Here is a 22,518-nt window from a genome sequence, read left to right as displayed (position 1 = left end):
CGGGATTGTAACGCAGTGTAGGCGGATTTTATAGCAGGTAAATCATTGCCCGCCCGGCTGAAAGAATGTGAAGAATACGGTAAACTCTGCTGCGTTTTAACCCGTTTGGCAGAGAAAGGATGCGGATGTTTGCAAATCGAGTGTTGGCTTTGTTGGTGGCGGCGTGGTTTGGGGCTTATGTGATGGCGGGCTACGGCGTGGCGCCTTTATTGTTTCAATCGCTGCCCAAGGAGCAGGCGGGCACGCTGGCCGGGATGCTGTTTGGCGCGGTGAATTATATCGGGCTGTTTGTGTGGGCCGTTGTGTATTTGGCCGGCGTTTCGGCTCGCCGGCAGTCGTTCGGCCGGGGCGGCAACAGCAAACTTTCCGCCCGCCTGGTGGCGTTCACTTGGCTGCTGCTGGCGGTTTCGCAGTTTCTGCTGGTGCCGGTTATCCGCGCACTGCGCACGGGGCAAACGCATTGGCTGCCCAACCTGCTTGGCGGCGAAATGGGCTTCTGGCACGGTTTGTCGAGCAGCCTGTATATGCTGGTGAGCCTGCTGGGCTTGGTGCTGCTGATGCGGCTGCTGCGCTTCGAGTGGCATTAAAGGCTACCTGAAAACCGGATAAAGGCTACCTGAAAACATCTGCCGCATGGTTTTCAGGTAGCCTTTTTAACGTTTGCCGCCCTTAATGCTTGCTGCCCCACCCCCGCGCCGATAAAATGCGCTCATTCACATCCCAACACAAGGAAACCGCCATGCTGGCCAAAAAAATCCTCGACGAGCTCGCCGAAAAAATCAGCAGCACCATCGCCGCAAGCCCGGTGAAAGACGCGGAAAAAAACGTGAAAGCCCTGCTCGGCAGCACGTTTAACAAACTGGATTTGGTTACCCGCGAAGAGTTCGACATCCAGCAGCAGGTGCTGATCAAAACCCGCGAAAAGCTGGCCGCCCTCGAAGCGCGCCTGGCCAAGCTGGAAGCCGCCGCCCCGGCAGCCGCCCTGCCCAACCACACCGAACAGCAATAGGAATCGCGGCATGAGCTTGGCGGTGGTATACAGCCGTGCCCTCAGCGGCATGGCCGCGCCCCTGGTGGAAGTGGAAGCCCACCTAGCCAACGGCCTGCCCGCGTTCAACATCGTCGGCCTGCCCGACACCGAAGTGAAGGAAAGCCGAGACCGCGTGCGCGCCGCCATCATCCAGAGCGGCTTCGATTTCCCCGCCAAGAAAATCACCGTCAACCTCGCCCCGGCCGACCTACCCAAAGAATCCGGCCGCTTCGACCTGCCGATTGCCATCGGTATCCTTGCCGCCTCCGGCCAAATCGCCATTGCCCCCGAAGAGCTCGCCCGCTACGAAATGGCCGGCGAGCTGGCGCTGTCCGGCCTGCTGCGCCCGGTGCGCGGCGCGCTGGCGATGGTGTGGCAGAGCACACAGGCGCAGCGCCGCTTCATCCTGCCGCAGCAAAGCGCCGAGCAGGCCGCGCTGATTGAAAGCGCCGAAGTGCTCGCCGCCGACAGCCTCGGCGCCGTGGCCGCCCACCTCAACGGCATCGCTGCGCTCGAGCGCTGCCGCCCCGAAATCCGCGCCCGAGAAGAAGCCCCCTATCCCGACCTGCAAGACGTAAAAGGCCAGCACACCGCCCGCCTCGCACTGGAAATCGCCGCCGCCGGCGGCCACAGCCTGCTGATGAGCGGCCCGCCCGGCACCGGCAAATCCATGCTCGCCCAGCGCCTGCCCGGCATCCTGCCGCCCCTGTCCGACCACGAAATGACCGAAACCTGGGCGCTGCGCTCGCTGCTGCCCCAGCAGCACGGCTTCTCCCGCCGCCGCCCCTTCCGTTCGCCGCATCACAGCGCCAGCGCCGCCGCCATGGTGGGCGGTGGTTCCGACCCCAAGCCAGGCGAAATTTCCTTGGCGCACAACGGCGTATTGTTCCTCGACGAACTGCCCGAGTTCGACCGCAAAGTGCTCGAAATGCTGCGCGAACCACTGGAAAACGGCCTCATCCACATTTCCCGCGCCAGCCGCCAGGCCACCTATCCCGCCCGCTTCCAGCTCGTGGCCGCCATGAACCCCTGCCCCTGCGGCTACCTAGGCCATCCCGCCAAACCCTGCCGCTGCACGCCCGAGAGCATCGCCCGCTACCGCGGCAAAATCTCCGGCCCGCTCTTAGACAGGATTGATTTAATTATCGAAGTGCCTGCCCTCACCGCCGCCGAGCTCACCCAGGCCGCGCCCGGCGAACCCAGCGCCACCGTGTTGCAGCGCGTGCTCATCGCCCGCGAAAGACAACACCGCCGCCAAGGCAAAAACAATGCCGAGCTCAACGTAAGCGAGCTTGACGACATCGCCGCCATCGAGCCAGAAGCCAAAGCCGCCCTTGCTGCCGTGCTGGAAAAACTCTCCCTCTCCGCCCGCAGCTACCACCGCATCCTGCGCATCGCCCGCACCCTGGCCGACCTTGCCGGCAGCGATAGCGTAAACCAGCGCCACGTGATGCAGGCCGTGAGCTTCCGCCGCACCCCGTCTTAAAAGGCTACCTGAAAATGCCGGGCGTCAAACCCCATTTCCTCCCAAATATTTTCAGGTAGCCCCTTCCCGCCACCCAAAGGCTACCTGAAAACAAAACCGCAACGCAGTTAAACCGCCCAGCCTGAAAGAACATGTAAAAACCTTCCGCCGCCGCAAACGGTTTTGATAAAATGCGGCACATTTTTAGCAAGCCTTTTTCCCCATGCAAACCAAACCTCACGGCAAAGGCCTTACCGGCTTTATTTTCGGCCTCCTGCTGGCCACCTTCATCATCGGCGCGGTTTTGTATTTCCTCAACAACACGCCCTCCGGCATCAAACAGCCCGAAGCGCCGAAAACCGAAACCCAGCCCGAAATCCTCACCCCGCGCCAGCAGCCGCAGCCCACCGCTGCCGCCGGCAGCGACGCCTCCGGCAGCAGCGGCCGCTACACCCTGCCCCCCGGCGACATCACCGACCAACCGCCAGCAACAGCCTCCGCACCCGCCCAGGCCAGCACCCCCGAAACTCGGCCCGAGCAGCCCAAACCCCAACAGCAGGCCAAGCCGCGCGAGCCTCAGCGCAAACCCGAGCCCGAAGCCAAGCCCACACCGCAGCAGATTCTGGAAAGCGGCAACGTGGAGCGCGCCCGCGAACAGGCTCGACGCGAACGCCGCGAAGCCGAAGCCAAAGCCGCCGAGCAGCGCAACAGCCAGCGCAATGCCGAGCAGCACGCCAACAACGGCGGCCGCTACATCGTGCAGATGGGCTCCTACAACAACCCCGAAGCCGCCGATTCACAACGCGCCAAACTCGCCATGCTCGGCATCGACGCCCGCGTGAGCAGCAGCCAGCGCAACGGCCAAACCGTATACCGCATCCAGAGCGGTCGCCTCAGTCGCGCCCAAGCCGATGCCCTGAGCGAGCGCCTGCGCAGCAATGGCGTGGACAGCCTCACCCGCCAAGCCGATTAACCCTACCCGACAATCAACACAACGAAAGACCAACATGAAACTGAAAGCCCTGCTCCTCGCCGCACTCGCCGTCTTCGCCGTCGGCACCGCCCAGGCCAAAGCTGTGGAAGGCACCGACTACATCGTGCGCACCAACGTCATCAAGCCCGTGCACCCCAACAAAATCGAAGTAACCGAATTCTTTGGCTATTTCTGTGTCCACTGCCAGCACTTGGAGCCCGCAATTGAGCAGCAGAGCAAACGCTTCGCCTCCGACACCGTGCTGCGCCAAGAACACATTGTGTGGCAGCCCGCGCACCAAACCCTGGCGCAGCTCTCCGCCGCCGTGCAATCCACCGGCCTCTCCCGCCAGGCCAACCGCGCCATTTTCAGCGCACTGATGGACGGCAAAGTAACCGATGAAGCTAGCCTGAAAAACTGGATTCAGCAGCAGCCCTACGGCAGCCGCCTGCTCGCCGCCTACAACAGCCCGCAGGCCGCCGCAGCCGCCCGCAACCTGCAACAGCAAACCGTTGCCTACAACATCACCAAAACCCCCACCATCGTAGTGGGCGGCAAATACGAGCTCACCGATTCCAAAAACATGCAGGTATTGCAGGAGCTGATTGAAAAAGTGCGCGCCGAACGCGGCATGCCCGCCCCGGCCCCGCGCGCCACCGTGCGCAGCCGTGCCGCCTCCTTAGCCGGCCAGGCCAACCGCTAAAGCCGCACACAGATTTTCAGGTAGCCTGTAGCGGAGACTATGGGCTACCTGAAATATTTTTCAAAATGTTTTCAAGAGTTTCACCATGAGTTTGCTCCTCGCCTTCAAAGCCTTATTTCTCGGCATCGTAGAAGGCCTCACCGAATTCCTGCCCATCTCCAGCACCGGCCACCTGATCGTGGCCGGCAGCCTGATCGGTTTCGACGCCGAAAGCCACGCCGTGTTCAACATCGCCATTCAGCTCGGCGCCATCCTTGCCGTGGTGTATGAATACCGCGCCCGCTTCCTCCACGTGGCCACTCACTTGGGCAAAGACCGGCTGGCCAACCGCTTCGTGCTTAATCTGGCCATCGCCTTCGTGCCCGCTGCCGCAATCGGCCTGCTGCTGAATGATTTTATTGAGAAAGTGCTGTTCAACCCGGTAAGCGTGGCCGCCGCGCTGGTGGTGGGCGGCGTGTTGATTTTGTGGATTGAAAAACGGCAGAGCCGCGTGCCGCCACGGGTGCGCAGCGTGGACGACATGCGCCCGCGCGACGCGCTTGCCGTGGGCCTGTTTCAAATTCTGGCGCTGATTCCAGGCACCTCCCGCTCCGGCAGCACCATCATGGGCGGCATGGTATGGGGGCTCGACCGCAAAACCGCCACCGAATTTTCCTTCTTCCTGGCCGTGCCGATCATGGTGGCCGCCTCCGGCTACAGCATTTTAAAAAACCTGAGCGCCTTCACCGCGCAGGATTTCGGCCTGATTGCCATCGGCTTCATCGCCGCCTTCGTATCCGGCCTGGTGGCGGTGAAAGCCCTGCTGCGCTTTGTGTCGAGCAAAAATTTCGTGCCCTTCGCCTACTACCGCATCGTGTTCGGCGGCATCATCCTGTTCACCTGGCTGCTCGGCTGGGTGGATTGGGCGTAAACCATCCTGCAAAAAACAACGGGCGGCCCAAGCAGGTTTGCCCGTTGTTTTTCTGTATCCGGCAAACTGCGGCGCTGCCCGAAAACGGCGGCCGGCATGCCGCCTGCGGCTTGTTCTTCATATCGGAACGTGCCAATCTGCCAAAAGCATTCTGCCGTTTTCAGGTAGCCGCATCAGGCTACCTGAAATATTACTTTATGCTTTCAATAGGATTGATTTTTCAGGTAGCCTCTCTTCCCCGGCAGTCTGGCCAACACCCTATTCCGCCAAATAGTGCACCGCCCGCGCCATCCGCTGCGCCACCTCGGCCACATGCCCGCCCGGGTTCAGCTCAAATTGCGTGGCCACGCCGCGCTGCCGCCACAGTTCGGCCGTGGCGCGGATATTGTCTTCCACGCAAGCCAAACGCGGGTTGCGGCTGTTTTTCTCCTTGTCGCCCACCGAAAAATAGGCGCGCTGCGGCGATGTGCGGAAGGCGTGCGCGGCGGAAAACTCCGGCCAGCCGTCGAACCACAGTGAGGCCGACACCGCCGCCAGCCGGGCAAACGCGCCGCTGCGGTAAGCCGCATATGCTGCCAGCAGGCCGCCCAGCGAAAAACCCGCCAAACCGCGCCACACGGGCTGTATCGCCAACTCCGCTTCCAACTGCGGCAGCAGCCGCTGCTCCAGCATTGCCAGATAATCATCCGCCCCGCCGCCGAAATCGGCCGCACCCTTAAACGCGCGCGGTGCCGGCCACGGCGTGAATGCCGCCTCCCAATCCGGCTCGTCCACCGCCGCCAGCCGCAGCGGGATTTCAGGCAGCAGGGTGGCCAGCTCTGCGGTTTCTTTTTGGGACAGGAATGTCAGCACCAGCGGGCTGTCGGCGCGGCAGCCTGCGGTTTCGGCGAGATAGACGGTTTTGCCTGCGGCTTGCAGGGTGCGGATGGAAGTGGGTTTGGTCATGATATTTGCTCACTCTGTGGAATAATGATATCGGATAAGGGGGGCTAAAACGATGCGGTGGGGTCAAGGCAGTGTTTCTGCAAAGCTAAACGCGGGCTTAGCACAGTTCGAGCCGGATGGCTCTTTAGCTTCATAGTAAACACTGAGTCTATTTTTCAGGTAGCCCTACCTCCATTGCAGGCTACCTGAAAAATGGAAACCCGTCTTGGCCCAGCTAAAAACAACCTAGCCGCCCAACTCCCGCGCCTGCTGCACCAAATACTGCCGATCGTCTTGCCGCGCCAGACGTAAATATTGGGGCAACAAGGGCGAACCCATCGCCGCCAAGGCCTGCAATACGGCGATTTTCTGGTACTCGTCGGCATCCCAGCCTTTGGTATGGCGGAAAGTGCCGCGCCGCCAAAACCATTCGGCATAGCGCTCGGTGTGCGGCGCATTCAGGCTGCCGGACACCATCAGTGCACGGCGGCAGGTGTATTCGTCGGGGTCATTGCAGAAATATTCCGCCCACCGCCATGCGGCGGCACGGTCGGACAGGCGCGGCAATTGGTCGGCAAGCTGCCAGCCCGCATCATACACGGGCTGCTGCCGGTAGGTGTCGCACAGGCGCAGCAGGGCGGGTTCGGGCAGCATTTCCACAATGTATTCGCTTTCGTTATCGCGTGCGGTGAGATAAAGCAGTTGCGCGGCCTGTTCCGGCTGCCATTGGTGCGCGGGGATCTGCTGCGCAAAGTCGAAGCATGCCGCCCACACTTCGGGCATGGCGGCATAGTTGCATTCCCATTCGCCGCCGATTTCCCGCTCGGGCAGGCTGCCGAATTCGGCGGTTTTCCAAGCAAGGAAATCGGTGTAGGCACGGTGCAGGTTTTCGATGATGGGGGATGGGTTCATGGCAGATTCGCTTCCGTTTTTTTCAGGTAGCCTTTCGGATGAGGCTACCTGAAAACAAAGTGCCAACGCAATCAAAACGGCGTTCTGGTGTGAAGGCTGTCTTCCGGCGCCAATGGCAAACCATTTTATTCCGCCAACTCCCGCGCCAATCTCACCGCCTCGTCCAGCCGTTCCACGCCGAAGAGTTCCAGCTTGGGGAACTCTTTTTTGTTGCGCGGCAGGTTGGCCTTGGGGACGATGGCGCGTTGGAAGCCGAGTTTTTCCGCTTCTTTCAGCCGCTCCTGCCCGCGCGCCACGGGGCGCACTTCGCCGCTCAGGCCGATTTCGCCGAAGGCCACCATTTTTTCCGGCAGCGGCTTGTTGCGGAAGCTGGACACCATCGCCAGAATCACCGCCAAATCCGCCGCCGGTTCGCTGATTTTCACGCCGCCCACCGCGTTGATGAACACGTCTTGGTCGAAGCAGGCGATGCCGGCGTGGCGGTTGAGCACGGCCAAGAGCATGGCCAGCCGGTTCTGCTCCAAGCCCACGGTGAGCCGCTTGGGCGTGAAGCCGTGCGCGTCGTCCACCAAGGCTTGGATTTCCACCAAGAGCGGGCGGCTGCCTTCCTGCGTTACCAGCACGCACGAGCCCGCCACGTCGTCGCGGTAGCTGGCGAGGAAAATGGCGGAGGGGTTGGACACGCCTTTGAGGCCGGTTTCGGTCATGGCGAACACGCCCAGCTCGTTGGCCGCGCCGAAGCGGTTTTTGATGGCGCGTATCATGCGGTAGTTGGAATGCTGGTCGCCCTCGAAATACAGCACCGTGTCCACCATGTGTTCCAGCACGCGCGGGCCGGCAATCGCGCCGTCTTTGGTGACGTGGCCGACAAAAATCATGGCGATGCCCATCTGCTTGGCCATGCGCGTGAACTGCGCGGCGCACTCGCGCACCTGCGACACCGAGCCGGGCGCGGAGGTGATTTGGTCGGAATACATGGTCTGAATCGAGTCGATGACCACCACGGCGGGCCGGTGCTGTTTTAAGGCAGCCTGAACGGCTTCCAAGCGGATTTCTGCCAACAGATGCACGCCGTCCGCATTCAGGCCGAGCCGCTGTGCGCGCAGGGCGACCTGTTGGGCGGATTCCTCGCCGGACACATACAGCACGTTGCGCTTTTTCGCCATCAGGGCAACGGTTTGCAACAGCAGCGTGGATTTGCCGATGCCCGGGTCGCCGCCGAGCAGGATGACCGCACCGTCCACTAGCCCGCCGCCGAGCACGCGGTCGAGTTCGCCCATGCCGGTGGGCTCGCGCGGCACTTCGGCGGCGGTTACTTTGGAGAGTTCCTGCACTTGCGAGGTGTCCGCCGCCCACGACTGGAAGCGGGCGTTTTTCGGCTCGGGCGCGGCGATGCCTTCCTGCAAAGTGTTCCATTCGCCGCAGTGCGGGCATTTGCCCTGCCACTTGGGCACGGTGCCGCCGCATTCGGTGCAGGTGTAGAGGGTTTTGGGGGCTTTGGCCATGTGGGGATTCCTTTGTGGGTTGGGGGTGCAGGCTGCTTTTTGGGTTTTCAGGCTGCCTGAAAGAGAATGGTGTCTTCCCAAATATAGGTTTGTTTTTCAGGTAGCCTTTGGCTGGGGAGAGAGGCTACCTGAAAGCGCAGCTTCAACGAAGTTAAAGCGATGTCTTGCAGAGCAAGGCTGGGTTTCTGCGAAGCTAAAACGCAGCGTAATGGAATTTCTGCGAAACGGAAATCGGATGGGGCGTTTCAGGCTGCATCGTCGCGATAGGGGTGTTGCCGCAATATGGTGTCGATTTCGGCTTGGCGGCGGGCGGCGTAATCGGGGTGGATTTTTGCCAAGAGTTCGAGCTGCTTGGCGAACAGGATGCGGCGGAAATCTTGGTTGGGCTGCCGGTGTTCCAGCTCGTGACGGCAGGCGGCTTGGTGGGTGATGTCTTGCAGGGGGTAGTAGAGAAAGCGGTGCAGGCTGGTCGAGCGGTCGTCGCGCAGGATTCTGCCGCGCTCGGCGATGATGTAGCGGTATGAGCCGTGCGCGGCGGTTTGGCGGTAGGCGATGGTGCAGCCGTCGGGAAAAGCTTCGGTGGTGCTGTCGGCGAAATACAGCCAGGAGAGGCTGTCGTCGGGCAGGCCGGCGAGGCGCACGGCGGCGAGCAGGCCGTCGCACACTTGGCAGATTTTTTGGCGTAGTGTGGCAAGGGGGTCTGATGGCATGGTTGGCTCCGTGATGGGTGTAGTAGCAGTGGTTCAGGCTATCTGAAAATTGGTCGGCGTGTTAGATAGGTAGTTTTTCAGGTAGCCTTTAGGGCGAGCGGGTGAGGCTACCTGAAAATCCGTTTTGCGGAAATTCAGCGTGTAATTGCGCTTGCTGCCGAACTGCGCAGCGGGGGCGAAGCCGTGGCGGGCGAGCAGTGCGGTAAGCTCGGCGCGGCTGAGTTTGTCGGCATCGCCGGCGGCTTCGGAGATGGAAAGCAGGCCGTTGGGGGCAAGCAGGCGGCGGAATTCGGCCAAATAGGCGGCTTGGTCAGCCACTTCGCCCAGTACGGTTACCAGCACGATACGGTCGAACGAGCCTTCGGCAAAAGGAAAGCGGCTGCCGTCGCACCGATGGTAGGCCGCATTGGCGATACCGCGCTTTTCCAGTCGCCGCCGCGCTTTGGCAAGCATTTCGGGCTGGATGTCGGCCAGCACCACTTCGCCCTGCGGTACGGCGCGGGCGAGCGCGGGGCTGAAATAGCCGGGACCGCAGCCGACTTCGAGGATATGGCTGTTTGGCTGCAAATCGAGCCGGCGCACCAGCTCGGCGGGCGAGAGCGCCCAGTTGCGCAAGGGAATCAGCAGGGTGAAGGCGAGCTGGTGGGGAAAGAGGCGGCCGGGCTGGCTGAGGCCTTGCCAGATGGTTTTGAGGGTTTGGAACATGGGGTGTGGCTTTGGCTGGTTTGGGATGGCACGGCAAAATGGCGGCTTAGGCGGGATTTTACCGCGTTACCGCTCCTGAATTAAGCGGCTGCGCTACGAGGCGGCCGCCATCCTGCAACGCTGGCGTTGCCTGGTGGAAATGCTGTTTTGGCTGCGCCCCATCCATTTTCAGGTAGCCTGTCTACAGACACAATATAAGGATTGAACCATGCAGCAAATCGCCCTTGGATTGGATATATCCAAATTGACCATAGACGCACACTTTAACGGCCAAAACGATTTCATGCGGGTTATGAATAATCCCATCGGCATAGCCAAATTGATGGAACGCATACAAAGCTATCAACAGCAAAACCAGCAAATCCATGCCTGCTGCGAATATACCGGCGTTTACTATCTGCCCGTTGCCAACGTATTACATGAGGCAGGAATCAAAATCAGCGTAGTCAATCCCCTATCTATCAAACTGTATGCCGAATACAAACTAAGGCGTACCAAAACCGATAAACAGGATGCCAAACTGATAGCCGACTACTGTCAGCGGGAAAACCCGCCCTTATGGCAGCCCTTATCAGAAAAACGCAAGAATCTAAAGGTATTAAATAGGCGGATAGAACAATTGAACATATTGCTGAATATGGAAAGCAACAGAAAAGAAGTATCCGATCCGGGAATCAAATCAGGCATAGATACGATAATAAACGCCATACAAAACGAAATAGCAAACTGCAAAACGGCCATACAAGATTTGATAGATTCGGATAAAGAATTAAGCCATAACCAGCAACTATTGCAAACCATCAGCGGCGTAGGCAAAACAACCGCCGCCTGGCTCTTGTCCGTACTGGTCGATATAGACAAATTTGAAAACTCAAAGAAACTGATCAGCTATTTGGGCCTGTCTCCGGTTATTAAAGATTCCGGTACAAGTGTCAAATACGTCAAGATATCCAAAATGGGCGATAAGATGGTACGCAAAGCACTTTATTATCCCGCCCGGGTAGCCTGCCTAAGAAGCAAGTTGTGGCGGCCTTGGTTTGAACAAAAGCTGAAACAGGGCAAACATCCCAAGCAAATTTATGTCTTGATGATGTGCAAAATCATCAAATACGCCTACGCCGTGATTAAATCCGGCCAGCCGTTTGATGAGAACCGGCACAAACAAGCGTAAAACAGTAGTTCCGAACTGTTGCGAAAAAGTGGCATCCGAAGATTGCCGCTGCCTTACTGTTGCTTGCGTTTTTAAAAACTGCTTGACTTTTGATTACGGTATCTGTCCCATGGCAACCGGCAAGCCCCAGCCCAACACGCAAAACAAATCAGCCGCCAGAAGGCGGCCGATTGCTGTGCGGTGTGTTACGATCTTCCGGATATGACCAAAGCATTTAGTTTAGCGTTTTATCCTGCTCGATTTCTTTGCGTTTGCGTTCTAGAATTTTCTCGATTTCTTCTTCGCGGCGCGCGCGTTCCATTTCCTGCTCGATTTTACGGTTGCGGAAAAAGAAAAACGCCACCACCGCCGATAAAATAATCCCTAACCATAACAATAACATTTCAACTATCCCTCATTTGTTTGCGATTTATTTCAGCCTACAAAAGGCTACCTGAAAATCCAGCTTCCAAATTAAAACAGCGGCTGCCGCTTCCACAGCCTGCCTCTATTTCTTCTTGGCCGGCTTGGCGGGGGCTTGCAGGCGTTCGGCAATAAAACCCTGAATCAACTCCCTCTTTTCCCAGAAAAAGGCCTGCATTTTGCCCAACGAATAAATTTTGCGCACCATGCCGGGCAAGCCGCCATGCACGATGGCGGCAATTTCGTTGTTGCTGGCTTCTTCGGCCATGGCCTGCTCCAGCGTCATGTTTTTCCCAGCCAGATATTCTTGCAGCTGTTTTCTGACGTAGTTGTTGATCTCAAATTGTTTCAACATATTGTTTCCTTTGTATAGCGTTTTTTCAAATAGCGCGGCGGCCGCGGCTGCCCATTCCGGTTTACAAGCAAAACTCTTGCCAAACCGGCCGGCAGCGCTCCGGCAGCGGCGGGCAGGCGCCCAATCTGCCGCTGCCGAAATCGCCTATGCGGTGGAAGTCGCTGCCGGCGCTGGCGAGAAAGCCGTGCTGCTCGGCCAGTCGGGCGTAGTTGAGGCGGTCGTTCAGATTGGTGGTGGCGCTGTGCACTTCGATGGCTTGGCCGCCCAGCGCTTTAAACTCGGTGAACAAATTCCGCTGCGCGGTGGCCGACAAACCGTAGCGGATGGGATGGGCGATGACGGCGATTCCGCCCGCGCCGAGCACCCCTGCCACCGCTTCTTCCAGCGAGGCCCATTCGTGTTTCACCCAGGCGGGTTTGCCGTCGCCCAGATATTTTTTGAAGGCTTGCTGTTTGTTGCGCACGTGCCCCTGTTCGATCAACCATTGCGCCAGGTGGGTGCGGCTGGCCATTTCGCGGTTGGGCACCAGCGCGAGTGCGCCCTCATATGCGCCGGCCAATCCTCTGCGTTCGAGTTTTTCGGCCATGCGGGCGAAGCGTTCCAGCCGCCCCTGCCGCACGTGTGCAAGCAGGCTTTGCAGTGGGCCGTTGTGTTCGTCGAAATTCAGGCCGACCATGTGGATGGTGCGTTTGCGCCAGCTCACGGAGATTTCCACGCCGTTGATCAGGCGCATGCCAAAGGCTGCCGCTTCCTGCCGCGCTTCGGCCAGGCCGCCGGTGTGGTCGTGGTCGGTGAGGGCGAGCAGGGTGCAGCCGTTGGCATGCGCCAGCCGTACCACTTCTCGCGGCGGCAGGGCGCCGTCGGATATATTGGAGTGGCAGTGTAAATCGATCATTTAATCAGCCGGTTGATGTGGCATAGAGGCTACCTGAAAAACAGAAAGCTGGTTTTCAGGTAGCCTTTGGGGCTTAGGGAGCGAGCTTTTCCAAACCGCCCAAATAGGGGCGCAGGGCGGCGGGGATGCTGATGCTGCCGTCGGCGTTTTGGTGGTTTTCCAGCACGGCCACCAAGGTGCGGCCTACGGCGAGGCCGGAGCCGTTGAGGGTGTGCACGAGGCGGTTTTTGCCGTGCTCGTCTTTGAAGCGGGCTTTCATGCGGCGTGCTTGGAAGTCTTCGCAGTTGGAGCAGCTGGAAATTTCGCGGTAGGTGTTTTGCGCGGGCACCCATACTTCCAGGTCATAGGTTTTGGCAGCGCCGAAGCCCATGTCGCCGGTGCACAGGGTGATGACACGGTAGGGCAGTTCGAGCAGCTGCAGGATGCGCTCGGCGTGGCCGACCATTTCTTCCAGCGCGGCGTAGGAGGCTTCTGGATGGACAATTTGCACCATTTCCACTTTGTCGAACTGGTGCTGGCGGATGAGGCCGCGCGTGTCTTTACCGTGCGATCCGGCCTCACTGCGGAAGCAGGGGGAATGGGCGGTGAGCTTGATGGGCAAGGCGTCGGCGGGCAGGATGCGCTCGCGCACGGTGTTGGTGAGCGTGACTTCGGCGGTGGGGATGAGGTATTGCGTGGTTTTGCTTTCATCGCCGCCGCGGGTAACGTGGAACAGGTCTTCGCCGAATTTGGGCAGCTGGCCGGTGCCGACTAGAGTGCTGTCGCTCACGATATAGGGTGTGTAGCATTCGGTGTAGCCGTGCTGCCGGGTGTGGGTGTCAAGCATGAATTGCGCCAGCGCGCGGTGCAGGCGGGCGGCCGGGCCCTTCATCAGGCTGAATCGGGCGCCGGAAAGAGCGGCGGCGGTTTCGAAATCGAGGCCGAGTTTTTCGCCTAAGTCCACATGGTCTTTGATTTCAAAATCAAATTGGCGCGGCTCGCCCACGCGGCGCACTTCCACGTTTTCGGTTTCGTCTTTGCCCACCGGCACGCTGTCGTGCGGCAGGTTGGGGATGCCGAGCAGCAGGGCGTCGATTTGCGACTGCACGGCCTGATAATCGGCATCGGCCTGCTCCAAATCGCTTTTGATTTGCGCCACTTCGGCCATGGCGGCTTCGGCTTCGGCGTGTTTGCCCTGCCCTTTCAGTGCGCCGATTTGCTTGGACACGCTGTTGCGCCGAGACTGCAATTCTTCTGTGCGCATTTGCAGTGCCTTGCGTTGCGCTTCCAAGGCGTCGAACGCGGCGGAATCGAAAACAAATCCGCGCTGCGCCAGCTTGGCTGCCACGGCGGCGGCATCGTTGCGGAGGAGTTGGATATCTAACATGGCGTTGTTCCTGTATGAAAATTCGGCTGCGGCCAAAATATTTTCCCGAAAGGGCTGTTTGCCCGGCATGGGAAACAATGGTTGCGGCTGCATATTGTAAACGCGGGATAAGGGAAAGGCTACCTGAAAAACGGGTTTTGTTTTTCAGGTAGCCTCTTTCTTGTTACGCCAACAGGCGGCTTATTTTGCTGCGCTTTGCGAGGCAGCGCCAGAAGCAGCGGATGCAGACGCCGGGGCGGAGGCCGGGCTTGCCGGGGCGGAAACGGCCGCAGCAGACGGCTTGTCGGCACCGTTGGGGTGGGATTTGCCCCATACGTAGGCGGTCAGGATGTGGATTTTATTCTCATCCAAAAAACCTTCCCAAGCGGGCATTTGGCTGTGGCGACCGTTGGTGATGGTTTCGATGATGGCTTTTTCGCTGCCGCCCCACAACCAGACTTTGTCGGTTAAGTTCGGGCCGGCGCCGGGCACGCCTTGGCCTTTGTCGCCGTGGCAGACGAAGCAGTTGGCGGGCGGGCCGTGGAAAATGGCGTCGCCGCGTTTGGCGCGCTCTTCGTCATGTGCCACACCGGACAACGACAGCACATAGTTGGCGGCATTTTTCACGCCTTCCTCGCCCAAAGCCGGCCCCCATGCCGCCATTACGCCGATGCGGCCTTTGGCAATGCTCTGGTGGATTTGTTCGGGCGAACCGCCCCACAGCCAGTCGTTATCGGTGAGATTGGGGAAGCCGGTTTGGCCTTTGGCGTCGGCGCCGTGACATTGGATGCAATAGGTATCGAACAGGTCTTTACCGATGCGCTGCGCCTGCGGGTCGGCAGCCACCTGCTCCACAGTCATATTGGCAAATTTGGCATATACCGGCGCAAATTGTGCGTTGGCTTCTTTCACTTCGGTTTCGTATTGGTTGGTACTGGTCCAGCCGATCGCGCCTTTGTAGTCGCCCAAGCCGGGATACACATACAGGTAGCCGATGCCAAACAACCAAATCAGGATATACAGGTAAAACCACCAACGCGGCAGTGGGTTGTTGTATTCCTCGATACCGTCCCAGGCATGGCCGGTAGTTTTCACGTCTTCGCCTTTGGGCGGCAGCTTAACCTTGTTTTGCGACAAAATCAGCCAAAGCAATCCGATAAAACTGATAACGACGATGCCGGCGATGTAGTAGTTCCAAAAATTGCTGGTAAAGTGGGATGTATTCATTATTGTGCTCCGTGTTCACGGCCTATAAATGCTGGTTATGATTACCGATTGAGTCGTCATCATCAATGATACGTTGCCCTTCCTCGTCATAGTGCTGCTTGAATTTGCCGTAGTAAGCAATCACCAGCACCACCATGAAAAACAGGAAGCAGATAACGGTATACATGATACGAACCAGATTCACCTCGCTCATGAAACTGCCTTATTTTCTTATTTCGTTGGTATTTTTCAGTGCCAAACCCAAGCCTTGCAGGTAGGCGATCACCGCCTCCATCTCGGATTTGCCTTCCACCTCGGCCGGTGCAGCAGCAATTTCTTCATCGCTATAAGGCACACCTACCCGGCGCAGGGCGCGCATATTGGCGGCAACGGTTTCTCCGTCCACGCGCCTGCGCGCCAGCCACGGGAAAGCCGGCATATTGGAATCGGGCTGCACGGCTCGCGGATCCATCAAGTGGCGGCGGTGCCATTCGTCGGAGTAACGGCCGCCAACGCGGGCCAGATCCGGGCCGGTGCGTTTGGAACCCCATTGGAAAGGATGATCATATACCGATTCGCCGGCTACGGAGTAATGGCCATAGCGCTCGGTTTCCGCACGGAACGGACGGATCATCTGCGAGTGGCAGTTGTAGCAGCCTTCGCGGATATAAATATCGCGCCCAGCCACCTGAAGGGCAGTATAGGGCTTCACGCCGGGAGTGGGCTCGGTTACGGCCGGGCTGAAATACAGCGGCACCACTTCGACAATTAGCCCGATACTGATCAGCAGAAAGGTAAAAACAATCAGGTAGCCTACTTTTTCTTCGGCAAGTTTTTGTAGTTGCATTTTGGTAGCCTGTTCTTTCTATCTGTTGGTTTTATTATGTTAATGCTGCTGGCTGTGCGTCAGCGCGGGGATCTCTGCATCCACCGGTTTGCCCGCCGTTGCGGTACGGTATACGTTGTAGGCCATCAACAACATGCCGGACAGATACAGCAACCCGCCCACCAGACGAATCAGGAAGAAACGCATACTTTCGCGAACCGTGGTAACGAAATCCGGATTGGCCAAAGTACCGTTGTCATTCAATGCACCCCACATCAAGCCTTGCATCACACCGGCAATCCACATGGAAGCGATATAGAGTACGATGCCCACGGTGCCGATCCAGAAATGGGCTTCAATCAGTTTGGTGCTATACATTTCCTTACGGCCGAACAGGCGCGGAATCAGATAGTAAATCGAACCCATGGTCACAAAACCCACCCAGCCCAAGGCACCGGCATGCACATGGCCGACCGTCCAGTCGGTGTAGTGGCTCAAGGCATTCACGGTTTTGATCGACATCATCGGGCCTTCAAAGGTAGACATGCCGTAGAAAGATAGGGAAACCACCAGGAATTTCAAAATCGGATCGGTGCGCAGCTTATCCCACGCGCCGGAGAGGGTCATGATGCCGTTGATCATGCCGCCCCAGGAAGGCACAAACAGAATCAGCGACAACACCATGCCGAGAGATTGCGTCCAGTCCGGTAGGGCGGTGTAGTGCAGGTGGTGGGGGCCGGCCCACATATAAGTGAAAATCAATGCCCAGAAGTGCACCACAGACAAGCGGTAGGAATACACCGGGCGGCCAGCCTGCTTGGGCACGAAATAGTACATCATGCCTAGGAAGCCTGCGGTTAAGAAGAAGCCCACCGCATTATGCCCATACCACCACTGCACCATCGCATCGATGGCGCCGCCGTAGATCGGATAAGAGGTCATACTGAACAAACCAGCCGGCACGGCAAGGCTGTTCACAATATGCAACAGCGCCACAGCCAAAATGAAAGCGCCGTAGAACCAGTTAGCCACATAAATGTGTTTGATTTTGCGCTTAGCGATGGTACCGAAAAACACGATGGCATAAGCCACCCACACCAAGGCGATCAAAATATCAATCGGCCAAGCCAATTCGGCATATTCCTTGCCTTGGGTATAACCCAACGGCAGGGTAATCGCAGCCAGCACAATCACCAATTGCCAGCCCCAGAAAGTAAAGGCCGGCAACCAGCCGCCATATAGGCGGACATTGCAAGTTCGCTGCACCACATAGTAAGACGTGGCAATCAAGCCGCAGCCGCCGAATGCAAAAATAATGGCATTGGTGTGCAGCGGGCGCAAGCGGCCAAAGTGAAACCACGGGCCGATTTCAGACAAATTCAGCTGGGGAAGATAGAGCTGAGCCGCCACAATCACCCCAACCAGCATCCCAACCACGCCCCATACCACCGTCATCACGGCAAACTGCCGCACTACCTTGTAGTTATAGGTTTGTGTTTCCATGAAAAACCTCCATCAAATATGGCTGTACACTTCAATATCGGCTTTGCCGGCAAAGCCTTGCCGCCGTGTCCGATTTATTCTTAATATGAAAGACAAACTGCCGCCAGCCCGATCCAACATAGACTACACGCAGTTTAAGCGGTATATTTTAAAACAAAACACACACTATAACCACAAAAATACACATCACCTTTTCATTTTTAACACAAACAGGCTACCTGAAAACCGCCCGTATCTTTCCAAAATAAACGAAACCCCACCCCAAATGCCCCACTACACCATTACCCCCCTGCCCCAACAACACCTGTTCCAAATTCAACTGCGCTTCAGCCATAGCAGCCAAGAGCCCGTCCGGCTCACCCTACCCAACTGGGTGCCCGGCAGCTACATGATCCGCGAGTTCGCCCGCCACGTTGTCCACATAGAAGCCAGCTGTAACGGCCAGCCCGCCGAGCTGCAAGCCATCAACAAAAACACCTGGCAATCCGCCCAAACCGGCCAAGGCGATTGGCTGGTCGAATACCACGTTTACGCCTTCGACCTCTCCGTGCGCGGCTGCTATCTCGATAACGAACGCGCCTTCTTCGACGGCGCCGCCCTCTTTTTTCAGGTAGCCTCGCACAGCGAAGAACCGCATCAAGTCGAACTGCATTTCCCCGCACACTGGCAAACCGCCACCGCCCTGCCCCGCCTCAGCGGCAGCAGTCTCTACCAAGCCCGCCACTACCGCCACCTCATCGACTGCCCGCTCGAAGCCGGCAGCCTCGAAATCCTCGAATTTACCGCCGCCGGCATCCCCCACCGCCTCGTCCTCAGCGGCCACTATCCCGATTTCGACCGCCAACGCCTGCTCGCCGACACCCAAGCCATCTGCGCCGCCCAACTCCAATTCTTTCCCAGCCCCGCCCCCTTCGAGCACTACACCTTCCTGCTCCACCTCGGCGGCCACATTTACGGCGGCCTCGAACACAGCAACTCCACCGCCCTGCTCGCCGACCGCAGCTGGCTACCTGAAAAAAACAGCAGCACCGCCTCCTCCAACTACAGCCAGCTGCTCGGCCTCATTTCCCACGAATACTTCCATGCCTGGAACGTCAAATCCATCAAACCCGCCGCCCTCGCCCAATCCGACCTCAACCAAGAAGCCTATACCCGCCTCCTTTGGGCATTCGAAGGCATTACCTCCTACTACGACGACCTCTTCCTCGTCCGCAGCGGCCGCATCAGCCCCGCCGACTACTTAGAACAGCTCGCCCACACCCTCACCTGCGTGCGCCGCAACCCCGGCCGCCGCCAGCAAACCCTCGCCCAATCCAGCTTCCACGCCTGGGACAAATACTATAAACAAAACGAAAACAGCCCCAACGCCATCACCAGCTACTACCAGCAAGGCGCCCTCGCCGCCCTCTGCCTCGACCTCGCCATCCGACAGCGCAGCCCCCACAGCCTCGACACCGTCATGCAAGCCCTCTACCAAGACTGGCTTGCCCGCCAATCCCCCCTCGCCGAAACCGAATGGGAAGAATTTGCCCAACACATCACCGGCCTAGACCTGAGCGAACTGTTCGACCACCTCATCCGCAGCACCCGCGACCTCCCCCTCGAAAGCTGCCTCGCCACCGCCGGCATCCGGCTGCATTGGCTGCCCCTGCCTCCCAGCCACAAAGGCGGTTGCGGCAGCCTGCCCGCCGTCAGCCCCGCCAACGACTTCGGTGCCCGCTTCCAACAAAACAGCAGCGACATCACCCTCAGTCACGTCCTCACCGGCGGCAGCGCCGAACAAGCCGGCCTCGCCCCCGGCGACCGCATCGTCGCCCTCAACCGCTACAGCACAACCGACTTCGCCCAACAATGGCAGCAACAAACCCCCGGCAGCCAAGTCGAGCTGCACTACTTCCGGCACGGCGTACTGCACCGTACCCAAGCCACCGTCCAAGCCGCCCGCGCCGACACCGCCTGGCTCACCATCGAAAACCCCGCCGCACTTGATGCCTGGCTGCAACCCGCACCGGCATTTTCAGGTAGCCTCCAAACCCCTTAAATAACAAACAGCAACGCCCAGCCCGAATAAAACAAACAGCCCAACCTGCAGCCCGATTGCATAGAATTTCCCACATATCCCAGCATTCACTTGATTTCTAAAAATTAATTAGCGATAATCCGCAACCTACGCAATCTTAGAGGTAACACCGATGACACTCACCAAAGCAGAACTGGCCGATATCCTGGTCGAAAAAGTCAGCAATATCAGCAAGAACGACGCCAAAGAGCTCGTTGAACTGTTTTTTGAAGAAATCCGCGCCACCTTGGAGCGCGGCGAAGAAATCAAAATCTCCGGCTTCGGCAACTTCCAACTGCGCGACAAACCGCAGCGCCCCGGCCGCAACCCCAAAACCGGCAAAGAAGTGCCCATCACCGCCCGCCGCGTCGTTACCTTCCACGCCAGCCAGAAACTCAAAGGCATGGTGGAACACAACTATGGCAAACAAAGCTAAACACCTGCCGCCCATCCCCGCCAAACGCTACTTCGATTTGGAAGAACTGTGCTACCTGGCCGACATCCGGCCCGAACAGTTCTACCAATGGCAGCAAGACAACGGCATCGTAATCGGCCGCGGCGGCAACCAATACACCCGGCAAGACGTAGTCAAACTCCGCCAACTGAGCGGCAGCTTCCCCGCCTATGTCGACCGCTTCAACCTAAATGGCAGCGACCGGCTCGGCCGCCCCGCTGCCACGGCAGACGAAGTTCGAGCCGATTTGCAAAGCCTGTTAGGAAAAATCGAAGCAGCCCTTGCCAAACCGCAAAAAACAGCTTAGAATCCACGCTTCCTTTCAAAAGTCGGAGTGTGGCGCAGTCTGGTAGCGCACTTGCATGGGGTGCAAGGGGTCGAAGGTTCGAATCCTTTCACTCCGACCAAAAACTTAAGGCTTAACCCAAACGGGTTAAGCCTTTTTCTTGCATAGAGAAAATACCACACCTTGAATAACCAAATGCAGAAAGCTACCTGAAAATATTTGGGCTACCTGAAAACCAAAACGGCAGTTTGGGAACCATTCCGCTCCCAAGCTGCCGTTTCCGCATAAAATTTTTCAGGTAGCCTATTCCACCGTTACCGATTTCGCCAGATTGCGCGGTTTGTCCACATCCGTGCCGCGCACCAGCGCCGCGTGGTAGGCCAGCAGCTGCACCGGAATGGTGTGCACAATCGGCGAGAGCACACCCACGTGGCGCGGGGTGCGGATCACATGCACGCCCTCGCTGGGCTGGAAATTGCTGTCCAAATCGGTAAACACAAACAGCTCGCCGCCGCGCGCGCCCACTTCCTGCATATTGGCCTTCACCTTATCCAGCAGGCTGTCGTTCGGCGCAATCACCACCACCGGCATGCTGGCGTCCACCAGCGCCAAGGGGCCGTGTTTGAGCTCGCCCGCCGGATAGGCCTCGGCGTGGATATAGGTGATTTCTTTCAGTTTCAACGCGCCTTCCAAGGCTATCGGATAATGGATGCCGCGCCCCAGGAACAGCGCGCTGTTCTTCTCGGCAAACTTGGAAGCCCAAGCGGTAATCTGCGGTTCCAGGTTCAGCGCGTATTGGATGCTGCCCGGCAGCTGGCGCAGCTCTTCCAGATACGACTGCGCCTGTTCGTCCGACACGTGGCCGCGCATCTTGCCCAGCGTAACCGCCAGGCCGAACAGCACCACCAGCTGCGTGGTGAAAGCCTTGGTGGACGCCACGCCCACTTCCACACCGGCACGGGTGTACAACACCAGCTCGCTCTCGCGCGGCAGCGCCGATTCCATCACGTTGCACACCGACAGGCTGTGCCGCTGCCCCAGCGATTGCGCGTATTTCAGCGCTTCCATGGTGTCCAGCGTTTCGCCGGACTGCGACACGGTAATCACCAGCTGCGCCGGATCGGCAATCACGTTGCGGTAGCGGTATTCGCTGGCGATTTCCACATCGGTGGGCACCCGTCCGATGGCTTCCAGCCAGTACTTGGCGGTGAGCGCAGCGTAGTATGAAGTGCCGCAGGCCAGAATTTTGATGCTGCTGATATTGGCAAACACTTCGCGCGCTTTGGCACCAAAGTTTTCCGGCTCGAAACCGCCAAGGAACACTTCCGCCGTATCGGCAATCGCCTTGGGCTGCTCGTGAATTTCCTTCTGCATGAAGTGGCTGTAGGGGCCTAGCTCCAGCGAAGCCAGCGACAGCTTGGACACATGTACTTCACGCTTGGCTTCCTGCCCGCTGCGGTCCACCAAGCGGCGGATGCCTTCGCAGCACAGCTCGGCAATGTCGCCGTCTTGCAGGTAAACGATGCGGCGCGTGAAGGCCACCACGGCGGAAACGTCGGAAGCGGCAAAGGTCTCGCCCTCACCCAACGCCACCAGCAGCGGGCAGCCCATCCGCGCCACCACCAGCTCTTCCGGCTGGTCCTGCGCCATCACGGCGATGGCATAGGCGCCGTGAAAACACGCACAGGCGGCACGCACGGCATCAAACAGGCGGTGGCCGTTGTGCGTGTATTCGTGGTGGATACTGTGCGCCATCACTTCGGTATCGGTTTGCGATTCAAACACATATCCCAATTCACGCAGACGTTCGCGTTCTTCTTCGAAGTTTTCGATGATGCCGTTGTGCACCACCGCAATCAGGCTACCTGAAATATGCGGATGCGCGTTCGGCTCGGTTACGCCGCCGTGGGTGGCCCAGCGGGTGTGGCCGATGCCGATGCGCCCGCAGATGCCGGCCTGCTTGGCCGCGTCTTCCATCAGCTGCACGCGGCCCACGCGGCGCACGCGCTCAATCTGCCCGCCCGCCGTGCCCACCGCGATGCCGGAAGAATCGTAGCCGCGATACTCCAGCCGCTTGAGGCCGTCGGTTAAAAAATCCACCACATTCTGCTTGGCGCGCACCGCGCCCACAATACCGCACATTGCAAAGTCCTTACTGTTGTTTATTACCGGCCGCCGC

23 protein-coding genes, 1 tRNA gene and 1 pseudogene are annotated in these 22,518 nt (G+C 58.7%); 11 read left to right on the top strand and 14 right to left on the bottom strand.

Translation table 11 applies throughout. The annotated features are described in order from the left end of the window. Nucleotides 1-125 precede the first annotated feature (125 nt). The 6 genes from H9Q10_RS09090 (at nt 126) to H9Q10_RS09065 (ending at nt 5,081) form a co-directional block, all read left to right on the top strand. A complete protein-coding gene (locus tag H9Q10_RS09090) occupies nt 126-587 on the top strand; it encodes a DUF4149 domain-containing protein (protein WP_197903643.1) in 462 nt (153 codons plus the stop codon). A gap of 152 nt (nt 588-739) precedes the next feature. After that, entirely contained in the window at nt 740-1,009 is a 270-nt protein-coding gene (locus H9Q10_RS09085) for an accessory factor UbiK family protein (RefSeq protein ID WP_197903642.1), read from the top strand. A gap of 10 nt (nt 1,010-1,019) precedes the next feature. Further along, nucleotides 1,020-2,516 carry a YifB family Mg chelatase-like AAA ATPase gene (locus tag H9Q10_RS09080; RefSeq protein WP_197903641.1) on the top strand — a complete coding sequence of 499 codons (1,497 nt, stop codon included), beginning with the start codon at nt 1,020-1,022 and terminating at the stop codon, nt 2,514-2,516. A gap of 202 nt (nt 2,517-2,718) precedes the next feature. Continuing rightward, entirely contained in the window at nt 2,719-3,468 is a 750-nt protein-coding gene (locus H9Q10_RS09075; RefSeq protein ID WP_197903640.1) for an SPOR domain-containing protein, read from the top strand. Between the two features lie 34 nt (nt 3,469-3,502). Beyond that, nucleotides 3,503-4,171 (top strand): thiol:disulfide interchange protein DsbA/DsbL, encoded by a 669-nt coding sequence (locus H9Q10_RS09070; protein ID WP_197903639.1) that lies wholly within the window; start codon nt 3,503-3,505, stop codon nt 4,169-4,171. Between the two features lie 85 nt (nt 4,172-4,256). Beyond that, nucleotides 4,257-5,081, top strand: a complete 825-nt coding sequence (locus tag H9Q10_RS09065) for an undecaprenyl-diphosphate phosphatase (RefSeq protein ID WP_197903638.1) — start codon at nt 4,257-4,259, stop codon at nt 5,079-5,081. A 258-nt stretch (nt 5,082-5,339) separates the two neighbouring features. Here H9Q10_RS09065 and H9Q10_RS09060 read toward each other — a convergent pair whose 3' ends face one another. The 5 genes from H9Q10_RS09060 to H9Q10_RS09040 all read right to left on the bottom strand — a co-directional run bounded on the left by H9Q10_RS09060 (nt 5,340) and on the right by H9Q10_RS09040 (nt 9,837). After that, complete coding sequence (locus H9Q10_RS09060) at nt 5,340-6,026, bottom strand: alpha/beta hydrolase (RefSeq protein WP_197903637.1); 687 nt, start codon at nt 6,024-6,026, stop codon at nt 5,340-5,342. A 225-nt stretch (nt 6,027-6,251) separates the two neighbouring features. Then, a complete protein-coding gene (locus H9Q10_RS09055; RefSeq protein WP_197903636.1) occupies nt 6,252-6,917 on the bottom strand; it encodes a hypothetical protein in 666 nt (221 codons plus the stop codon). Between the two features lie 125 nt (nt 6,918-7,042). After that, entirely contained in the window at nt 7,043-8,422 is a 1,380-nt protein-coding gene (gene radA / locus H9Q10_RS09050; RefSeq protein WP_197903635.1) for a DNA repair protein RadA, read from the bottom strand. 245 nt (nt 8,423-8,667) lie between these two features. After that, nucleotides 8,668-9,132, bottom strand: coding sequence for an Imm63 family immunity protein (locus H9Q10_RS09045; RefSeq protein ID WP_197903634.1), 465 nt, complete (start codon nt 9,130-9,132; stop codon nt 8,668-8,670). A 33-nt stretch (nt 9,133-9,165) separates the two neighbouring features. Then, a complete protein-coding gene (locus H9Q10_RS09040; RefSeq protein ID WP_197903633.1) occupies nt 9,166-9,837 on the bottom strand; it encodes a class I SAM-dependent methyltransferase in 672 nt (223 codons plus the stop codon). 208 nt (nt 9,838-10,045) lie between these two features. On the opposite strand from H9Q10_RS09040, the gene H9Q10_RS09035 reads away from it, so the two are divergent. Next, a complete protein-coding gene (locus H9Q10_RS09035) occupies nt 10,046-11,008 on the top strand; it encodes a transposase (RefSeq protein ID WP_197903632.1) in 963 nt (320 codons plus the stop codon). A gap of 214 nt (nt 11,009-11,222) precedes the next feature. On the opposite strand, the gene H9Q10_RS09030 is transcribed toward H9Q10_RS09035, so the two are convergent. The 8 genes and pseudogenes from H9Q10_RS09030 to ccoN all read right to left on the bottom strand — a co-directional run bounded on the left by H9Q10_RS09030 (nt 11,223) and on the right by ccoN (nt 17,540). Further along, on the bottom strand, nt 11,223-11,390 hold the full coding sequence (locus H9Q10_RS09030; protein ID WP_197903631.1) for a hypothetical protein: 168 nt from the start codon (nt 11,388-11,390) through the stop codon (nt 11,223-11,225). 105 nt (nt 11,391-11,495) lie between these two features. Next, nucleotides 11,496-11,765, bottom strand: coding sequence for a hypothetical protein (locus tag H9Q10_RS09025; protein ID WP_197903630.1), 270 nt, complete (start codon nt 11,763-11,765; stop codon nt 11,496-11,498). Between the two features lie 61 nt (nt 11,766-11,826). Next, nucleotides 11,827-12,660, bottom strand: coding sequence for a PHP domain-containing protein (locus tag H9Q10_RS09020; RefSeq protein ID WP_197903629.1), 834 nt, complete (start codon nt 12,658-12,660; stop codon nt 11,827-11,829). 73 nt (nt 12,661-12,733) lie between these two features. Further along, nucleotides 12,734-14,026 (bottom strand): serine--tRNA ligase, encoded by a 1,293-nt coding sequence (gene serS, locus H9Q10_RS09015; RefSeq protein ID WP_197903628.1) that lies wholly within the window; start codon nt 14,024-14,026, stop codon nt 12,734-12,736. 186 nt (nt 14,027-14,212) lie between these two features. Next, nucleotides 14,213-15,232: pseudogene (gene ccoP, locus H9Q10_RS09010) on the bottom strand (cytochrome-c oxidase, cbb3-type subunit III); the annotation flags it as partial. Nucleotides 15,233-15,254: 22 nt separating this feature from the next. Further along, on the bottom strand, nt 15,255-15,425 hold the full coding sequence (locus H9Q10_RS09005; protein WP_197903626.1) for a CcoQ/FixQ family Cbb3-type cytochrome c oxidase assembly chaperone: 171 nt from the start codon (nt 15,423-15,425) through the stop codon (nt 15,255-15,257). A 9-nt stretch (nt 15,426-15,434) separates the two neighbouring features. Then, nucleotides 15,435-16,058, bottom strand: coding sequence for a cytochrome-c oxidase, cbb3-type subunit II (gene ccoO / locus H9Q10_RS09000; RefSeq protein ID WP_197903625.1), 624 nt, complete (start codon nt 16,056-16,058; stop codon nt 15,435-15,437). A gap of 39 nt (nt 16,059-16,097) precedes the next feature. Then, complete coding sequence (gene ccoN, locus H9Q10_RS08995) at nt 16,098-17,540, bottom strand: cytochrome-c oxidase, cbb3-type subunit I (RefSeq protein WP_197903624.1); 1,443 nt, start codon at nt 17,538-17,540, stop codon at nt 16,098-16,100. A gap of 265 nt (nt 17,541-17,805) precedes the next feature. On the opposite strand from ccoN, the gene H9Q10_RS08990 reads away from it, so the two are divergent. The 4 genes from H9Q10_RS08990 to H9Q10_RS08975 all read left to right on the top strand — a co-directional run bounded on the left by H9Q10_RS08990 (nt 17,806) and on the right by H9Q10_RS08975 (nt 20,460). Then, nucleotides 17,806-19,581 carry a M61 family metallopeptidase gene (locus H9Q10_RS08990; protein ID WP_197903623.1) on the top strand — a complete coding sequence of 592 codons (1,776 nt, stop codon included), beginning with the start codon at nt 17,806-17,808 and terminating at the stop codon, nt 19,579-19,581. Between the two features lie 151 nt (nt 19,582-19,732). Next, on the top strand, nt 19,733-20,035 hold the full coding sequence (locus tag H9Q10_RS08985) for an integration host factor subunit alpha (RefSeq protein ID WP_067594286.1): 303 nt from the start codon (nt 19,733-19,735) through the stop codon (nt 20,033-20,035). Continuing rightward, nucleotides 20,019-20,360 carry a hypothetical protein gene (locus tag H9Q10_RS08980; protein WP_197903622.1) on the top strand — a complete coding sequence of 114 codons (342 nt, stop codon included), beginning with the start codon at nt 20,019-20,021 and terminating at the stop codon, nt 20,358-20,360. Before H9Q10_RS08985 ends, H9Q10_RS08980 begins: the two co-directional genes overlap by 17 nt. A gap of 23 nt (nt 20,361-20,383) precedes the next feature. Then, a tRNA-Pro gene (locus H9Q10_RS08975) sits at nt 20,384-20,460 on the top strand. 182 nt (nt 20,461-20,642) lie between these two features. Here H9Q10_RS08975 and glmS read toward each other — a convergent pair. Continuing rightward, nucleotides 20,643-22,481, bottom strand: a complete 1,839-nt coding sequence (glmS, locus tag H9Q10_RS08970) for a glutamine--fructose-6-phosphate transaminase (isomerizing) (RefSeq protein WP_197903621.1) — start codon at nt 22,479-22,481, stop codon at nt 20,643-20,645. Nucleotides 22,482-22,518 lie beyond the last annotated feature (37 nt).

It is taken from the genome of Eikenella glucosivorans (assembly GCF_016025525.2).
Taxonomy (GTDB): domain Bacteria; phylum Pseudomonadota; class Gammaproteobacteria; order Burkholderiales; family Neisseriaceae; genus Eikenella; species Eikenella glucosivorans.
The sequence above is the reverse complement of the archived record's forward strand: the minus strand, read 5'-3'. Positions and strand labels throughout refer to the sequence as shown.

Excerpts from the sequence above, each read along its gene's own strand:
- H9Q10_RS09090 (WP_197903643.1), top strand. The coding sequence starts at position 126 with ATGTTTGCAAATCGAGTGTTGGCTTTGTTGGTGGCGGCGTGGTTTGGG.
- H9Q10_RS09085 (WP_197903642.1), top strand. The coding sequence starts at position 740 with ATGCTGGCCAAAAAAATCCTCGACGAGCTCGCCGAAAAAATCAGCAGC.
- H9Q10_RS09080 (WP_197903641.1), top strand. The coding sequence starts at position 1,020 with ATGAGCTTGGCGGTGGTATACAGCCGTGCCCTCAGCGGCATGGCCGCG.
- H9Q10_RS09075 (WP_197903640.1), top strand. The coding sequence starts at position 2,719 with ATGCAAACCAAACCTCACGGCAAAGGCCTTACCGGCTTTATTTTCGGC.
- H9Q10_RS09070 (WP_197903639.1), top strand. The coding sequence starts at position 3,503 with ATGAAACTGAAAGCCCTGCTCCTCGCCGCACTCGCCGTCTTCGCCGTC.
- H9Q10_RS09065 (WP_197903638.1), top strand. The coding sequence starts at position 4,257 with ATGAGTTTGCTCCTCGCCTTCAAAGCCTTATTTCTCGGCATCGTAGAA.
- H9Q10_RS09060 (WP_197903637.1), bottom strand. The coding sequence starts at position 6,026 with ATGACCAAACCCACTTCCATCCGCACCCTGCAAGCCGCAGGCAAAACC.
- H9Q10_RS09055 (WP_197903636.1), bottom strand. The coding sequence starts at position 6,917 with ATGAACCCATCCCCCATCATCGAAAACCTGCACCGTGCCTACACCGAT.
- radA (WP_197903635.1), bottom strand. The coding sequence starts at position 8,422 with ATGGCCAAAGCCCCCAAAACCCTCTACACCTGCACCGAATGCGGCGGC.
- H9Q10_RS09045 (WP_197903634.1), bottom strand. The coding sequence starts at position 9,132 with ATGCCATCAGACCCCCTTGCCACACTACGCCAAAAAATCTGCCAAGTG.
- H9Q10_RS09040 (WP_197903633.1), bottom strand. The coding sequence starts at position 9,837 with ATGTTCCAAACCCTCAAAACCATCTGGCAAGGCCTCAGCCAGCCCGGC.
- H9Q10_RS09035 (WP_197903632.1), top strand. The coding sequence starts at position 10,046 with ATGCAGCAAATCGCCCTTGGATTGGATATATCCAAATTGACCATAGAC.
- H9Q10_RS09030 (WP_197903631.1), bottom strand. The coding sequence starts at position 11,390 with ATGTTATTGTTATGGTTAGGGATTATTTTATCGGCGGTGGTGGCGTTT.
- H9Q10_RS09025 (WP_197903630.1), bottom strand. The coding sequence starts at position 11,765 with ATGTTGAAACAATTTGAGATCAACAACTACGTCAGAAAACAGCTGCAA.
- H9Q10_RS09020 (WP_197903629.1), bottom strand. The coding sequence starts at position 12,660 with ATGATCGATTTACACTGCCACTCCAATATATCCGACGGCGCCCTGCCG.
- serS (WP_197903628.1), bottom strand. The coding sequence starts at position 14,026 with ATGTTAGATATCCAACTCCTCCGCAACGATGCCGCCGCCGTGGCAGCC.
- H9Q10_RS09005 (WP_197903626.1), bottom strand. The coding sequence starts at position 15,425 with ATGAGCGAGGTGAATCTGGTTCGTATCATGTATACCGTTATCTGCTTC.
- ccoO (WP_197903625.1), bottom strand. The coding sequence starts at position 16,058 with ATGCAACTACAAAAACTTGCCGAAGAAAAAGTAGGCTACCTGATTGTT.
- ccoN (WP_197903624.1), bottom strand. The coding sequence starts at position 17,540 with ATGGAAACACAAACCTATAACTACAAGGTAGTGCGGCAGTTTGCCGTG.
- H9Q10_RS08990 (WP_197903623.1), top strand. The coding sequence starts at position 17,806 with ATGCCCCACTACACCATTACCCCCCTGCCCCAACAACACCTGTTCCAA.
- H9Q10_RS08985 (WP_067594286.1), top strand. The coding sequence starts at position 19,733 with ATGACACTCACCAAAGCAGAACTGGCCGATATCCTGGTCGAAAAAGTC.
- H9Q10_RS08980 (WP_197903622.1), top strand. The coding sequence starts at position 20,019 with ATGGCAAACAAAGCTAAACACCTGCCGCCCATCCCCGCCAAACGCTAC.
- glmS (WP_197903621.1), bottom strand. The coding sequence starts at position 22,481 with ATGTGCGGTATTGTGGGCGCGGTGCGCGCCAAGCAGAATGTGGTGGAT.